The organism is Lutimonas halocynthiae (genome assembly GCF_030409835.1).
Taxonomy (GTDB): Bacteria; Bacteroidota; Bacteroidia; order Flavobacteriales; family Flavobacteriaceae; genus Lutimonas; species Lutimonas halocynthiae.
Map to the genome: position 1 here is coordinate 260573 of NZ_JAUFQO010000003.1, position 15717 is coordinate 276289.

The window sequence follows — 15717 nt, forward strand, 5'->3', positions numbered from 1 at the left end:
CCCCTCATGGTCAAAACATACTGTACATACCTTATGTTGTTCTTGTTATGTGCAAGTGCTACCTCTCAAAACATGCAGATTTTGTATGGTTTTGATCAGTTACCTCAAACCTTAATGCTTAATCCCGGTGCGGTGGTTGATTATGACAAGCATTTTGGTGTACCGCTGCTATCTAATGTATATGCTGTGGCAGGATCTTCCAGTAGAGACATCAATTATAATAATCTTAAAGAGGGAACTGAAGATTCTGGGGATATAATAAGAAACTTACATGATTTAGGTTTAAATGATAATGAAATATTTCTATTTCATCAAGAAGTAGAACTTCTCAATGCGGGGTTAAGATTAAAAAACCCCAAGTACTATTTGAGTTTTGGGATGTACCAGCAAACTGACGGCTTCTCTAGTTATCCTAAAGACTTTGGAAATATTTTTTTTAATGGTGATGATCAAGACCAAAATGGTAGTCCTGAGTTTGGAGAGGATTATACAGCTTCTCATGTGAATACAGTATTCGAACTTGTTGGAGTCTTCCATGCTGGTATTAGCAAAAGAGTCAATGAGAAGTTAAATATAGGAGGAAGGTTAAAGATATTATCTGGGTCTTTAGGACTCGAAACAACAAATAATGAGGGAACATATCATCTCGGGTATGATCCGTTATCAAATGAACCTTATCTTCATAATTTTGAGGAGATAAATGTTCGTATGAATACTGCGGGCCTATTGGATTCTTTTGATCTAAGTGAAGATGTAGGTTCTACAAAAGAATTAATAGCAGGATTATTTTTTATGAATGGTAGCTTGGGAGCGGCCATAGACTTGGGTTTTACGTATAAGCACAGCAAAGAACTGAGTTTTACAGGAAGTCTACTTGACCTGGGTATCATGTCATTTCAACACAAATTGACTACACTAGATTTTGAAGATGCTCAAATAGCTTCAGATGATTATTATGATCCTAGTGGAAATGAATTGGATTATTGGACAACGAAATATTTGTCAAATGAGTTGCCCTTGATTACAGGTGAAGAGAAATTTTCTTATTCCAGGTCACCTAAGTTAAATGCTTCAGTTCGTTATGACAAAAGAAGGAAGGTAAAACAACCAAATTCGGCTTTCCGTAATGTAAGGGCCGATCTTTTATCTGATTATTTAACAACCAGTTTTGGTATGCAGATTTATACCGCATTTAGACCAAAGTATCCTGTCTGGGCGGTAACAGCTTTCTATTCAAGAGAATTAAATAAATATCTATCCTTAAAGGCCACCTACACTGTTGATAAATTTTCCTTTTATAATATTGGTTTTGGCTTGTCAACACATATAAAGAGTTTTAATTTTTATGCCACAATTGATAATTTAGTAGCTTTGCCCTCAATAAAGAATAGTAACTATCAATCATTTCAATTTGGGATGAACTTTATCTTTAAGTAACACTGACAATGGATTTAAAAAAAATAGCACTCACAATACTAATTTCAGTTTGGGTTTTCAACGCTTATGCGCAGAATGAATTAAACCCATATAAGTATATAGTTGTGCCAAAACAATTTGATTTTTTGAAGGAAGAGAATCAATATAGGGTAAATTCATTTACTAAATTTCTCTTTGATAAGGAGGGTTATCAGGTATTTTATAGCGGAGATGATTATCCAGAAGATCTCAAGTCAAATCCATGTTTGGGGTTAACTGCAAATGTTCTTGATGAATCAAGTGCTTTCACAACTAAAATTTTTCTTGTTTTAGAAAACTGTGGACGGGATGTTGTATTTAAAAGTGTTGAAGGAAGGAGTAAAATAAAAGATTATAACAAAACGTATATAGATGCGCTTAAAAAATGTTTTGTATCCATTCAGGAGCTTGATTATGTATATGAGCCCTATCCTTTGGTAAAAGATACCGATGATGCAAATACATCAGAAACCACTGAAGAGCTTGCAGTGATTGCAATAGCTGCAACGGGAGTTTCGGAAAAAGATGTGGTAGTAGAAGAAACTGTTGCCGCCGAACCTTTGGCAAATACTGAAAAGTCAGTGAGCCCAGAAAGTACTAGTACAGCTATACCTGCCGCACCTGTTGCTGTACCTTTAGTGATTAAGGAAGAAACAAAACAAGCTGACCCAGAAGTTGAAAAGACTGAAGCACCTGTTGTGGCCCGTGCTTTTCAAAATGGCACTATTTCATTTCTATTGGTGAATCAGGGGGCCCAGTTACAAGCCTATGTCAGCCAAAGCAGAAATGATAAATATAGGCCTGGAGAATTGATTGGTACGTTCGAAAAGTCGTCTTTGCCAAATGTATATAGGGTGTCATGGAAAAAACCTGACGAAGGAATTGATCAGACTACTGCTTACTTTGATGACAGCGGTAACTTAAAGATTGATTTGTATCGAGATGGGAAACTTGAAACCTTGACTTTCGTCGAGGTAAAATAAGTTTCTTAAAAGGTTAGTAATTATATTTTGATTTCCATCTTTTTTTGAGAACATCTCTAAATTGGTTTTCCCTAGGATTATTTCCGGGCTCATAGAATTTGCTATTTTTGATTTCATCAGGAAGGAATTCCTGTTCGATGAAATTCTCAGGAAAATCATGGGAATACTTATACTCTTTTCCATAGTCGAGCTCCTTCATTAATTTAGTAGGGGCATTTCTCAAAGGAATCGGAATTGACAGATCTCCTGTGTTTTTAACCATTTGCTGGGCTTTATTAATAGCCATATAGGAGGCATTACTTTTGGCCGAATTGGCAAGGTATACGGCACATTGACTAAGAATGATCCTGCTTTCAGGATTTCCTATCACCGTAACAGCCTGAAACGTATTATTAGCCAGTATCAATGCGGTTGGATTGGCATTACCTATATCTTCTGAAGCGAGAATAAGAAGTCTTCTGGCGATAAATTTCACATCTTCACCACCTTCAATCATTCTTGCTAACCAATAAACGGCTCCATTCGGATCACTGCCTCTAATTGACTTAATAAATGCTGAAATAATATCATAGTGCTGCTCACCTGTTTTGTCGTATCTAACCGTATTCTTTTGAACTTTACTCAAAACCAAATCATTGGTGACGCTAATGTCATCAGATTGAGAATTGACGATCAGTTCAAAAATATTGAGTAGTTTCCTGGCATCCCCTCCAGATAATTGCAAAAGTGCCTCGGTTTCGACCAAGTCTATAGATTTTTTGGATATATAGGGATCCTCTTTCATCGCCCTGTGCAGCAACGAAACCAAATCGTCTTTGTCAAAAGCGTTTAAGATGTAGATTTGACATCTGGATAGGAGGGCAGGTATCACTTCAAAACTAGGGTTCTCGGTAGTAGCTCCAATAAGAGTGACCCATCCTTTTTCAACAGCACCCAGCAAAGAATCCTGTTGAGACTTGCTAAAGCGATGAATTTCATCTATAAATAAAATGGGATTTCTCTGGGTAAAAAGTCCTCCGCTTGATTTTGCTTTTTCAATAATGTCTCGCACGTCTTTAACACCAGAATTGATGGCACTAAGCGAATAAAAAGGTCTTCCGGATTCCTTTGCAATAATGTTGGCTAATGTTGTTTTGCCAGTGCCTGGAGGCCCCCATAGGATTAGAGATGGAATTAAACCGTTTTTTATATTAGAAGTAAGCGCACCTTCCGGGCCGACAAGGTGCTGTTGACTAACATATTCGTCAAGAGATCGAGGTCTTATTCTTTCTGCCAAGGGTTCGTTCATGATGTAAAAGTAAACTAAAATGCCAAACCTTAATAATTGAATTTAGAAATATCTAATGAGATTTTAGTATCATAGCGAAGATGAAAATGATTTTTAAGATTATTGTATTTTAGCAATAAATTGCTTGTACATGACGCATCAAAATCAATTTAAATTTTCACCCTGGATTTTGGCAGTGCCTTTATACCTGGTTGTTTTTTTGTGGTTGGTATTTTGGTTTGAAGTTAAAAATGGATATAACTTTAACACTTTTGGGATTTATCCCCGCAATTTTTATGGATTAAAAGGAATCCTATTCTCTCCTTTTATCCATGGAGACGTAAAACATTTATATCATAATTCTGCGCCGCTTTTTGTGTTGCTTTTTAGCTTGTTTTATTTTTATAGAGGAATAGCCTGGAAGGTTTTTTTATATGGCGCTTTATTAACAGGGATACTAACCTGGATCATAGGCAGAAAATCTTATCATATTGGGGCAAGTGGTATTATATATTTCTTGTTTAGCTTTATATTTTTGAGCGGTATATTGAGGAAGAATTACAGATTGGTGGCTGTTTCCTTAATGATCATATTCCTTTACGGAAGTATGGTATGGTATGTATTCCCGGTAAAAGAAAGCATTTCTTGGGAAGGTCATTTATCCGGATTTGTGGCAGGAATTATTTTTGCTGTGTTTTACAGACGAGTAGGGCCTCAAAAATTAGAATATGACTGGGAAAAGGAAACATATGAGCCCGATGAATTTGACCGATTATTTGAGGAACGTGAAAGAGAGAAGTCTTCACCCTCTGAACCAGTTGAAGAAAGCCAATAAGCTCATTTTAAGCTTCTCTGACGAACTATCTCATAAAGTGCGGCGCCACATGCCACTGAAACGTTCAAGGATTCTATATCGCCTAATAAAGGCAGTTTACCTTTATGATCAGAATTTTTTAAGACAGAGGTAGAGATACCCTTATCTTCTGATCCCATTACCAAAGCAGTAGGAACTTTAAAATCAATATCATAAACAGTTGTATCAGTTTTTTCGGTCACAGAAACAATTTGAATATCATGGGCTTTTAATTGATGCACAGCATCGAGAACATGGTTCACTTTACAAATTGATAATTTAAAAGCTGCACCCGCTGAAGTTTTGATGGCATCGGCATTGATAGGAGCGTTGCCATGCGATGGAACAATAACTGCATTAACACCTGTGCATTCTGCCGTTCTTAACATAGCGCCAAGGTTTCTTACATCGCTTATTTGATCAAGCAACAAAAATAGTGGAGTGGACGTTGTAAGATCCATTTCATCAAGTAATTCATCCAAGTCTTTAAAAGTTATGGAAGATATTTTGGCTACCGCTCCTTGATGGTTTTGAAATTTCGAGAGTTTGTTTAATTTCTCTGCTGGCACATAGCTAAAAGAAATGTTAAGGTCATTTATCTTGTGCTGTAAAGCCTTGGCTAAAGAGCCATGAATTTCTTTTTGAAGATAAATTTTTTCGATTTCTTTTCCTGAATCTATAGCTTCTAAAATAGCCCGTAATCCAAAGATTTTAGTAGTGTCTTTTTCCATGCCGCAAAGTTAAACTATTTTTTGTATTCGAAGCTTAGGATTGTGTTGGGTCTTCTATAAAAAAAAACCATCCCGCCAGAGGCGGGATGGTATTAACATATAAAAAGTGTCTAATCTAAATTATATATTATTTAGTTTGGAAGATTTGACGGAGGAACGTTTCCGTTATCGTTTCCTTTACCATTAACATCCCAGAATACACGTGTATCTAATTCGTCTCCACCTATTGCAGCTGAAGCAGCGTCATAGTTGTCTCCGTTAATATTAGGTTCGTCATTAGGATATATATAACGTCTTGGAACTGGTAATTGAGATTCAACAGCCAAATTCATTAATGGCCAATCCAATAATCTCCAAGATGCCCAAGATTCAAAACCATTGGTCATATAAAGAGCAAGGTATTTTTGAACACCAATTCTTTCATTCCAGTCAGCAGTACCGTAAGCAACAGTTGGTTGAGCCAAATAAGTCGCAGCGTCAGCAGCATCACCTCCGTAGAATTCAATTGACGATGTAACACCTTGGTTATAATATGCCTCAGCATCAGCAGCAAGAATTCCTTTAGCAGCAGCTTCTGCTACTAAGAACGAAACTTCTGAAAAAGACATTAACAAACCTGGAAGATCTGACTCTTGGAAATACTCACCGATATGCGTATAGTTAGCGAATGGTGCATTAGTACCATACGTTCCACCTATATATGGAACTTGATTATCATCTAAATACGTAGTAATTCTAGGGTCATTCAATGGAACGATAAGATCTACCATAGTATTCGCAACTACATAATCAGAACGACCTGATTGTACCAAACTAGTCCATAATGGATTTGTATTTGGTGGATCAGCTTCGAAAGGATATGAGAAGTTATCAGCATCAGATTCAAAAACACCGGCAGCATATGCTGCTGAAGCGTTTGCTGAAGCTAGTGCTTGATCAACATCAGCAATACGAACAGCCAACTTTAATTTCAAAGAATTAGCGAATTTTAACCAAGCAGTATTGTCACCGCCATAAATTAAATCTGCATCTTCAAAACCAGTACTTCCAGCTTCTAAAGCTAGTATAGCCTGATCAATTCTTCTGAATAAATCAGTATAGATGGCTTGATCATCATCGTACTTTGGTTGGTAATTTCCTTCACCAGCTTTTAAAGCTTCAGTATAAGGAACATCTCCAAATACATCAACCAATATATGCCATGTAAAAACTTCTAATAGCTCGATTTGACCTATTTTTGATGCCTTTACAGCTTCTAAATCACTATTCGCTAGAACAATGTTTTTAGCATCTGCTAAATCATTTAAAATATCTCTATACATGTAAACGAAAAACGTTCCTTGTCCATCTCTTGTGGCAAGATTATAATTAGGTTCATCCTGATAAGTAGTAGAACCAACATTTTGCGCAAAATATCTAAAGTTATTGTAGTTTACACTGATACTCGTCATTCTTAAGAACAACGTATATTCAGCACTTGTGACTAAAAAATCGGCAGGAACTTCTGCTGGATTTTTGGTATCTACATTCCACCCTTCAAAATCTTCACATGACGTTGAAACAGCTAGAAGTAGAATTATTAAAAATAAATTCTTCATTTTTTTCATTTTTTTCATTATTAAAATTCTATTTTAACACTAAATCCTATGTCTCTAGTCGTTGGGTAAACTCCCGATTGATAACCTTGAACATTACCAGAACTTAATCCTGCTTCAGGATCAGAATAAGGAGTGTTTTTGCTGAATATATGTAAGTTTCTACCAATAGCTGTAAAGGTCATTCCCTGAATTTTATTTCTGAATACGTCGCTATTAAGTTTGTATGATAAAGACATTTCTCTTAGTTTCACAAAACTGGCATCATAAACATGTAATGCATTTGGTGTACCACCGGCCCATCCTTGAGAGTTAGCATAATAATCATATCTAGCTCTTGCAGTGTTAGGAGTACCGTCTGGTGCAACACCTTCATTGATAATACCACCACCTTGATCTATTGGAAGACGTTTAGGATTTCCTAAATCATTAAGTCCAACAGTATTGTCAAAAGTACCAGTACTATAACCGTACCATGTGTCTAAAGAAAATACACTACCACCATCTTGCATATCAATTAAGAAACTCAAACTTAAGTTCTTCCATGTAACTCTGTTATTGATACCACCTCTAAAGTTTGCTTGGTAAGTACCAAGGTTTTCAGTAGAACTAGATGAAGCAACATAACGACCATTATCTTGGTTTACAATTCTTCCTCCATTATCGGCGTAAGTAAAATCAGTTCCCTGAATCATACCATAAGGTTCACCAACAGTTGCGTTAATAGAAACACCCCCTTGTACACTTGCTAATAGCAAGTTGTCAAGACCTGAAGGTAATGATAATACTTCACTTTCGTTTTTACTATAGTTAAGATCAATTCTCCATTCCCAATCTTGGTTTTTTACAGGAGATCCCCAAACAGTGGCTTCAATACCCTTGTTCTGAATTTCACCAGCGTTTAGCCACTGACCAGTATAACCCGTTGCAGCACTAATCGTAACAGGTGTAATAAGATCTTCAGAAGTCTTGTCATATAAAGATATGTCAAGTCCTAATCTGTTCTTAAACATTGCCATTTCTAAACCTAATTCTATTTCGTTAGAAGTTTCAGCTTGAAGATTACTATTGTTATTTCTACTAGGTAATGAAGCTGTTGGTTGACCTCCAGTAATATTTCCTAACACATAAACATTATTTACTGATAATGGTCTTGCAGTGTTACCTGTTTTAGCATAACCAAACCTAAGTTTACCTAAAGAAATAGCATTAGAGTTTAACAAACTAGACCATAAGAAACTCAATGACCCAGAATAGTAATCATATGTATTATTATCTTCTGGAAGAGTTGAAGAAACATCTCTTCTGTAAGAACCTTCTAAATAAAGTAAGTTTTTCCAACCTACAGAAGCATTTGCGAAGTAACCATTAATACCTGAATAATATTCGTATTCAGTTGGAGCTAATAATGAACTCGCTGAATTACTTAAAGCATATAATCTAGGAACATTTAATCCACCATTGGTTTGTGATCTGATACTAGAATAAGTATTTCTTCTAATGTTAGTACCAAGAACACCTGCTAAAGTCCAGTTGTCCCATGACTTGTTGAAATTCAACATGAAGTCATAGTTGTTTTCCATAAAACGCTCATTAAATTTCGCATAAAGAGGAACATCAACACTACCAATAGCAATACGCTCTTCTTGAATACCATTATAATTATCCATAGTAACCCTACCTAAAACACTTAACCAATCATTGATTTGGTAGTTTAAAGTAACATCACCAAAGATACGGTCTCTACCATCAGTTTGGTAGTTCTCATATTGTGTCCAGTAAGGATTATCAGTATAAATTGGAGTTCTATTAGTCAAAGGGTCATTTGCATTCCAAGTAATATTCTTTCTTGTTGCAAAATATGCATCTCTTTGATCTCTAAAGTCAACGTTAGCTTGATTCCATTGTCTGAAAGACTGTAATGGGTTTCTTCCATCGTATCCAGTACCGTAACGACCCTGACCAGCAGTATTAACATAATTTGCTCTTATGCTAGCTGTGAATTTGTCTGTCAATTTTAAGCTACCGTTGAAAGCAATAGTATGTTTTCTAATATTACTATTAGGCATAATACCTGATTGATCAAGATTTGTATAGCCTAATCTGAAATCTCCTTTTTCATTAGCACCATCAAGTTGAACACTATTAAACATAGTAGTACCTGTTTGGAAGAATGATGTTGGATCATTTTCAGCAGCTACCCATGGACTAGGAACTAAATAAGTATCTAGTTCTGGATACCATGAATCCCATTGGTAAATCAAAAGATTTTCATCAAAAATCGCACCATAAGAAGCATCTTCAGTAGAAGGTGTTGTTAATTCAAGGATACCGTCTCCGTTAAGATCTCTCTCAAAGAATGCACCGTCTCTTGGTCCACCTGCATCATAGTAATAATCAGAATAACCAGCACCGTATTCTTTTTGGTAACGGTTAAAAGTATCTGGGTTAAAAGTATTCATCGTAACAGATGAGTTAATTGTAACACCAATTGCTTTGTTTCCGTGATCCTTACCTTTTTTAGTAGTAATTAAGATAACACCATTTGCGGCTCTTGAACCGTATAATGCTGTTGCACCACCACCTTTTAAAACGTTTACAGATTCAATGTCATCAGGGTTGATATCCTGAGCAGCATTACCGTAATCATAACCACCACGACCAGTAGACTGATCACTTGTGTTATTGTTATTGTTACTTACCGGTACACCATCAACCACAAAAAGTGCTTGGTTACTGTTAAACATCGAGGAATAACCCCTGATGATAACATTTGTTGATCCACCTAAGGTTCCACTGGCTTTAACATCAACACCAGAAGCCTTACCTTGCAAAGAGTTTACAAAGTTCGGGTCTTTAACGGTATTGATTGCTTCTCCATCCACTTGTTGAGTAGCATAACCTAAAGATTTTTTCTCTCTTTGAATACCCAAGGCAGTAACTACTACTTCATCCAGGGTGTTCTCTTCAGAGACCATTGTTGTATTGATTGAGCTTTCAGCCCCAACTGTTTTTGTCACAGTAGTCATCCCCACAAAGCTATAACGAAGAACATCTCCGCTTTTTGCTTCAATTGAATAATTACCATCAAAATCAGTCTCAGTACCAGAAGTGGTACCTTCAATCAAAACACTAACTCCTGGCAATGCTCCGGACTCGTCCGACACCGTACCAGTGATAGTTCTTTCTTGTGCAAAAGAAATTTGCACTACAAACGCTAGTAAAAGCGTCATAATTCCACTTAACTTTGTTTTCATTATATAAATTATTTGAATTAATTTGAGCCAAAAATCTTAATAAAAAGTTAATATACCAAGTTTTTAACATAAAAATTTAAAAAAAAGGTTAACGCTTTGTTAAGAAAAATGGCATTCTTACTAATAGGATGTGAAAATAAAGATAGGTTGCGTTGCCTTAGAAATTACTTAATATTTTAATATGCACCTTTGAATTATCAAAGGTAAATGGGCTGTCATTGAATTTACCGATGGCATAACTTAGATTAAGTATACCAGCTTTAGTCCTAAAAGCATAGCCCAAACCAAGGCTAATTACATTCGTGTTTTCAAGAATTAATTTATTTTCAGAATAAGAAAAATCTGTGATACTATAGAAATAGCTTGACAAGTTTGGTTTGAATCGATATTCAACATTAAATATGGTATAACTTGAAGCGAATATGCTTTCTTCATTCACCCCTCTTAAGTTATTAATTCCTCCAATCCTGAAAAGTTCATTTTCAAAATAGCTGTCAGAATTTAATAATCCACTGCTATTGCGTATAAAAACAAAATTTTTATTATTAATTGAATATAAATAATGAGCATCAATTAATAATTTCAGCTGATCTGTTGATTTGGATTCTTCTGTTCTTGAACCTAAGAGGGCAGAAAAGCCTAAATTAAACTTAACAGGGAACAGCGCATCAGAGGTCAGTAGCCTAAAGTTGTAGGAAAGTCCATAGAACATATTTGAATAGGATGCTACACCAACCGCATTGCCGTTTGAGAGATCATTTGAATTTTCTGTGCTAAACTCAGCAGCCAGTTGCCCCTTTCCCGTAAAGTTGTACAGGAGACTGATATGCGCCTTAACATTATTAAAGGTAGAATCTTGACGGTACAATTCAAAATTGGCTCTAGGGGTTAGTGGGAGATTGAATAAATAAGGAATTTCAGCTTCAAGATAAAAACGTTGTCTGTTCTCTCCATTGTTCTTCCAGTATAGCCCTATCGTTTCTCCAGAATTAAAAATGTTGTTAATGGCCAGATCAAGATATCCGTTGAATTCAATCCCGTTGCTTTCTTCTTTGGATGCAAATCCGATAATGCCGTCAAATTGATTGGACTTTTTTTTGTTGAGATATAAATAAATAATAGTGGAGTCATTTGTAAAAAGTACTTCGGGTGGTTTTCTTTCATCTGCAAATGGTAAATTGTTTATGGCTCTTGATGCCAATTCTATTTTTTCTTTATTGAATATTGAACCGGTTTTCAGATTTAGCTCATGTTTGATATAATTTTTTGGAAAGTTCTCATACCCTTTCACGATAACTTTGTCAATTCTTCTAATAAAGTTTCGCTCAAGTTTTAATGTTGCACTGGCTTCTTGATTTTGCAGATTTATATTTTCAAGAGAAAGTTGTACAAAAGAATCACCTTTGTTTTCAAAAACTGCTACCAATGAATTCATGAAATCAGTGATTTCAACAAATGGGATTACAAAATAAGATGCATTGATTTCTGAGACAAAGGGTTTTAAATCCTTTTCGTTCAAAAAGTCTTTTGATATATGATCGTAAAATACTTTGATGAATTCCAATCTTTCCCCAGGGCTTAAGTAGGCCATACAAACAGAATCGGATTTAATTAAACTATCAACGCTCACCTCAAGATATCCTCTTAATTGTAGTTTGTGAATATGGTTTGATAGTTCAACATCTATAGAATCAATGCTCAAAATGCCTATCTCAACTTTTTCCAGATCAAAAGTGACTTGACTATCTTGAAATCCTGTTCTGATATCTAACTTGTAATTCTGAGCAAGCGCACCTGATATTTGGACTAAAAAAAAGAGTATATATATATATGGTGTAAACGTCTGTTTCAAATGCACTATTATTTATAGGTAAATATCAATCAATTTTAGGGATTTACAAACAGTGATGTGAAGCAATATTTCATAGACAAATAATGCTGTTTTCATTCTTTTTGTTTCAAGCTTACATCCTTTAGAGAGCCTGTCTTCGACACTTATTTGAAAAATGCATGCTTTATATTCTGGCCAATGCAAAATGTAAAGCTAAAAAAATCAATAATTTAAAGTTTGAATAACAAATAAAAAGTCATACATTTGCAAACTCTTAAAAAACAGAGAGAACTAAAATTAAAATATTATAAAATAGAATGCCAACTATTCAACAATTAGTACGAAAAGGAAGGACCAAAACAACCAAGAAGAATAAATCGGCTGCTTTAAATTCTTGTCCTCAACGTCGTGGAGTTTGTACACGTGTTTACACTACTACACCAAAGAAACCAAATTCAGCAATGAGAAAAGTTGCTAGGGTAAGGTTAACCAATGGTAATGAAGTGAACGCATACATTCCAGGAGAAGGACATAATTTACAAGAACACTCGATAGTATTGGTTAGAGGAGGAAGAGTAAAGGATTTACCGGGTGTTAAATATCACATTGTTCGTGGTGCTTTGGACACAGCAGGAGTAGAGGGACGAACTCAGCGTCGTTCCAAATACGGAACCAAACGTCCAAAGAAATAATTTTTTTAAGTAAGGAACAATGAGAAAAAGACTTTCAAAGAAAAGGATCCTTTTACCGGATCCGAAGTTTAACGATCAGTTGGTTACAAGATTTGTAAATAACTTGATGTTGGATGGTAAGAAATCTGTTGCATTTAAAGTGTTTTATGATGCATTGGAGATAGTTGAAGAGAAAAAGCAGGATGAAGAAAAATCTGCTTTGGAGATGTGGAAAGAAGGGTTGTCAAATGTGATGCCTCATGTAGAAGTAAGAAGCCGTAGAGTTGGTGGAGCTACTTTTCAGATCCCTATGCCTATTAGAGCTGATAGAAAAATTTCTATGGCTATTAAATGGATGATTCTTTATGCCAGAAAAAGAAATGAGAAGAGTATGTCTCAAAGATTAGCAGGTGAGATTTTAGCCGCAGTGAAGGAAGAAGGAGCAGCAGTTAAGAAAAGAGTAGATGTGCACAAAATGGCGGATGCGAATAAAGCGTTCTCTCACTTCAGATTTTAATTAATTATAGAATGGCAAGAGATTTAAGATTAACTAGAAATATTGGTATTGCTGCGCATATTGATGCGGGTAAAACCACTACTACTGAAAGAATTCTATATTACACTGGAGTTTCTCATAAGATAGGTGAAGTACATGATGGTGCTGCCACTATGGACTGGATGGAGCAAGAGCAGGAAAGAGGTATTACTATTACTTCTGCTGCAACAACTTGTACTTGGCAGTTTCCAACTGAAAATGGAGTTCCTGCTCCAGATGCAGAAGGCTATCACTTTAATATTATTGACACTCCTGGTCACGTTGATTTTACAGTTGAGGTAAACCGTTCGTTAAGAGTACTTGATGGATTGGTTTTTCTTTTTAGTGCTGTTGATGGTGTTGAACCTCAATCTGAGACTAACTGGAGATTAGCTGATAACTATAAGGTACCTAGAATTGGATTTGTAAACAAGATGGACAGACAGGGGTCAGACTTTTTAAAAGTATGTACTCAGGTAAAAGAAATGCTAGGATCTAATGCGGTTCCTATTGTTTTGCCAATTGGAGAAGAAGGTGATTTTAGAGGAATTGTTGATCTGGTAAAGAACAGAGCAATTACTTGGAATGAAGAATCTTTCGGTTCTACTTTTGAAGTTATTGATATTCCTGAAGATTTGAAGGAAGAATCAGCTCAGTATAGAGCTTTGTTGATCGAAGAAGTTGCGTCTTATGACGAGAATCTATTGGAGAAATTCATGGAGGATGAAGATTCGATTACAGAAGAAGAAGTTCACAATGCATTGAGAGCCGCCGTAATGGATATGGCTATTATTCCAATGATTTGTGGTTCCGCTTTTAAAAATAAAGGTGTTCAGTTTTTATTGGATGGCGTATGTAGATATTTACCTTCACCATTAGATAAAGAAGCGATTATTGGTATTAATCCTGATACTGAGAAAGAAGTTGAAAGAAAACCTTCTGTAAAGGAACCTTTTGCTGCTTTAGCTTTTAAAATTGCTACTGATCCTTTCGTAGGAAGGTTAGCATTCTTTAGAACCTACTCTGGTAGGCTTGATGCTGGTTCATATATTTTGAACAACAGATCTGGTAAGAAAGAAAGAATTTCTCGAATCTATCAAATGCACTCAAACAAACAGAATTCAGTTGATTATATTGAAGCTGGTGATATTGGTGCTGCGGTAGGATTTAAAGATATTAAAACTGGAGATACAATGTCATCTTTAGATGCCCCAATTGTGTTGGAATCTATGGATTTCCCAGATCCGGTAATTGGTGTTGCAGTAGAGCCTAAAACAAAGGCTGATGTAGATAAGTTAGGTATGGGACTAGCCAAATTGTCAGAAGAAGATCCTACCTTTCAGGTAAGAACGGATGAGGCATCTGGTCAAACCATTATTTCAGGTATGGGTGAGTTACACCTTGAGATTTTGATCGATCGTTTAAAGCGTGAGTTCAAAGTGGAAGTGAATGAAGGAGAGCCTCAGGTAGAATATAAAGAAGCAATTACTAAGACTGCAGAACACAGAGAAGTTTACAAAAAACAATCAGGTGGTCGTGGTAAGTTTGCAGACATTGTTTTCGAGATGGGTCCTGCTGATGAAGATTTTGAAGGAACTGGATTGCAATTTAAGAATACCATCAAAGGTGGTAATATTCCTAAAGAATTTGTTCCAGCTGTAGAGAAAGGATTTACGATGGCGATGAAAAATGGTCCATTGGCTGGATATGAAATGGATACGATGAAGATCACTTTAAAGGATGGATCTTTCCACCCTGTGGATTCTGATGCGCTATCTTTTGAATTAGCAGCGAAAATGGGATATAAGTCAGCAGCGAAAGCAGCTGGTGCAGTTATCTTAGAGCCAATCATGAAACTGGAGGCTGTTACACCAGAAGAAAACATGGGTGATATTGTTGGTGATTTGAACAGAAGAAGAGGTCAGGTGAATGCGATGGATGACAGAGCAGGCGCTAAAGTTGTTAAAGCGCATGTTCCTTTATCGGAAATGTTTGGTTATGTAACCACTTTAAGAACATTATCATCAGGTAGAGCTACTTCAACTATGGAATTTTCTCATTACGAGAAAACACCATCAAGTGTATCTGAAGAAGTAATCAAAAAATCACAAGGTTAATCTACTAAAAAGAGAAAAATGAGTCAGAAAATTAGAATAAAATTAAAGTCTTACGATCATAATTTAGTAGATAAATCTGCTGAGAAGATTGTAAAAACAGTAAAGAATACAGGTGCGGTTGTTAATGGACCAATTCCATTGCCAACTCACAAAAAAATCTTTACAGTTTTACGTTCACCACACGTAAACAAGAAGTCAAGAGAGCAATTTCAATTGAGTGCGTTTAAAAGAATTTTAGATATCTATAGTTCTTCTTCGAAAACAATTGATGCCTTGATGAAGCTTGAATTACCAAGTGGTGTTGAAGTAGAGATCAAAGTATAATCTGAAGGATTAGAAAGATCAAAAACTGGAAAGGAATTTTTCAGTTACTTGTCCTGAGCGATTGACGAAGGAAAAACGGTAAAAATATATTCAGGGTT

General features: G+C 35.8%; 12 protein-coding genes. 7 read left to right on the forward strand and 5 right to left on the reverse strand.

Translation table 11 applies throughout. The annotated features are described in order from the left end of the window. The first annotated feature begins 6 nt into the window (after positions 1-6). Entirely contained in the window at positions 7-1437 is a 1431-nt protein-coding gene (locus QWY87_RS05670; protein WP_290289323.1) for a DUF5723 family protein, read from the forward strand. Positions 1438-1445: 8 nt separating this feature from the next. Beyond that, positions 1446-2438 (forward strand): hypothetical protein, encoded by a 993-nt coding sequence (locus QWY87_RS05675; protein ID WP_290289325.1) that lies wholly within the window; start codon positions 1446-1448, stop codon positions 2436-2438. Between the two features lie 13 nt (positions 2439-2451). On the opposite strand, the gene QWY87_RS05680 is transcribed toward QWY87_RS05675, so the two are convergent. Next, on the reverse strand, positions 2452-3726 hold the full coding sequence (locus QWY87_RS05680; RefSeq protein ID WP_290289328.1) for a replication-associated recombination protein A: 1275 nt from the start codon (positions 3724-3726) through the stop codon (positions 2452-2454). A 130-nt stretch (positions 3727-3856) separates the two neighbouring features. Here QWY87_RS05680 and QWY87_RS05685 point away from each other — a divergent pair, with 130 nt between their 5' ends. Next, positions 3857-4540: a rhomboid family intramembrane serine protease gene (locus tag QWY87_RS05685; protein WP_290289330.1), complete on the forward strand. Its 684-nt coding sequence runs from the start codon at positions 3857-3859 to the stop codon at positions 4538-4540. A gap of 2 nt (positions 4541-4542) precedes the next feature. Here the strand turns inward: QWY87_RS05685 and rlmB are convergent, their stop codons facing one another. The 4 genes from rlmB to QWY87_RS05705 all read right to left on the reverse strand — a co-directional run bounded on the left by rlmB (position 4543) and on the right by QWY87_RS05705 (position 11993). Further along, positions 4543-5289, reverse strand: coding sequence for a 23S rRNA (guanosine(2251)-2'-O)-methyltransferase RlmB (rlmB, locus tag QWY87_RS05690; protein ID WP_290289333.1), 747 nt, complete (start codon positions 5287-5289; stop codon positions 4543-4545). Between the two features lie 131 nt (positions 5290-5420). Further along, complete coding sequence (locus QWY87_RS05695) at positions 5421-6887, reverse strand: SusD/RagB family nutrient-binding outer membrane lipoprotein (RefSeq protein ID WP_290289336.1); 1467 nt, start codon at positions 6885-6887, stop codon at positions 5421-5423. A gap of 20 nt (positions 6888-6907) precedes the next feature. Next, the gene (locus tag QWY87_RS05700; RefSeq protein ID WP_290289337.1) at positions 6908-10141 is read right to left on the reverse strand and encodes a SusC/RagA family TonB-linked outer membrane protein; all 3234 of its coding nucleotides are present in this window, start codon (positions 10139-10141) and stop codon (positions 6908-6910) included. Between the two features lie 157 nt (positions 10142-10298). Continuing rightward, positions 10299-11993 (reverse strand): POTRA domain-containing protein, encoded by a 1695-nt coding sequence (locus tag QWY87_RS05705; RefSeq protein WP_290289339.1) that lies wholly within the window; start codon positions 11991-11993, stop codon positions 10299-10301. A 296-nt stretch (positions 11994-12289) separates the two neighbouring features. Here QWY87_RS05705 and rpsL point away from each other — a divergent pair, with 296 nt between their 5' ends. Genes rpsL through rpsJ form a run of 4 tightly spaced genes read left to right on the forward strand, consistent with a single transcriptional unit; the run spans position 12290 to position 15619 of the window. Beyond that, positions 12290-12664, forward strand: a complete 375-nt coding sequence (rpsL, locus tag QWY87_RS05710) for a 30S ribosomal protein S12 (protein WP_224926486.1) — start codon at positions 12290-12292, stop codon at positions 12662-12664. 19 nt (positions 12665-12683) lie between these two features. Further along, a complete protein-coding gene (gene rpsG, locus QWY87_RS05715; protein ID WP_290289346.1) occupies positions 12684-13160 on the forward strand; it encodes a 30S ribosomal protein S7 in 477 nt (158 codons plus the stop codon). A gap of 11 nt (positions 13161-13171) precedes the next feature. Continuing rightward, a complete protein-coding gene (fusA, locus tag QWY87_RS05720; RefSeq protein WP_290289349.1) occupies positions 13172-15295 on the forward strand; it encodes an elongation factor G in 2124 nt (707 codons plus the stop codon). An 18-nt stretch (positions 15296-15313) separates the two neighbouring features. Then, the gene (gene rpsJ, locus QWY87_RS05725) at positions 15314-15619 is read left to right on the forward strand and encodes a 30S ribosomal protein S10 (protein WP_224926449.1); all 306 of its coding nucleotides are present in this window, start codon (positions 15314-15316) and stop codon (positions 15617-15619) included. The last annotated feature ends 98 nt before the right edge of the window (positions 15620-15717 follow it).

Excerpts from the sequence above, each read along its gene's own strand:
- QWY87_RS05700 (WP_290289337.1), bottom strand. The coding sequence starts at position 10,141 with ATGAAAACAAAGTTAAGTGGAATTATGACGCTTTTACTAGCGTTTGTA.
- rpsG (WP_290289346.1), top strand. The coding sequence starts at position 12,684 with ATGAGAAAAAGACTTTCAAAGAAAAGGATCCTTTTACCGGATCCGAAG.
- QWY87_RS05670 (WP_290289323.1), top strand. The coding sequence starts at position 7 with ATGGTCAAAACATACTGTACATACCTTATGTTGTTCTTGTTATGTGCA.
- QWY87_RS05685 (WP_290289330.1), top strand. The coding sequence starts at position 3,857 with ATGACGCATCAAAATCAATTTAAATTTTCACCCTGGATTTTGGCAGTG.
- fusA (WP_290289349.1), top strand. The coding sequence starts at position 13,172 with ATGGCAAGAGATTTAAGATTAACTAGAAATATTGGTATTGCTGCGCAT.
- QWY87_RS05695 (WP_290289336.1), bottom strand. The coding sequence starts at position 6,887 with ATGAAGAATTTATTTTTAATAATTCTACTTCTAGCTGTTTCAACGTCA.
- QWY87_RS05675 (WP_290289325.1), top strand. The coding sequence starts at position 1,446 with ATGGATTTAAAAAAAATAGCACTCACAATACTAATTTCAGTTTGGGTT.
- rpsJ (WP_224926449.1), top strand. The coding sequence starts at position 15,314 with ATGAGTCAGAAAATTAGAATAAAATTAAAGTCTTACGATCATAATTTA.
- rlmB (WP_290289333.1), bottom strand. The coding sequence starts at position 5,289 with ATGGAAAAAGACACTACTAAAATCTTTGGATTACGGGCTATTTTAGAA.
- QWY87_RS05680 (WP_290289328.1), bottom strand. The coding sequence starts at position 3,726 with ATGAACGAACCCTTGGCAGAAAGAATAAGACCTCGATCTCTTGACGAA.
- rpsL (WP_224926486.1), top strand. The coding sequence starts at position 12,290 with ATGCCAACTATTCAACAATTAGTACGAAAAGGAAGGACCAAAACAACC.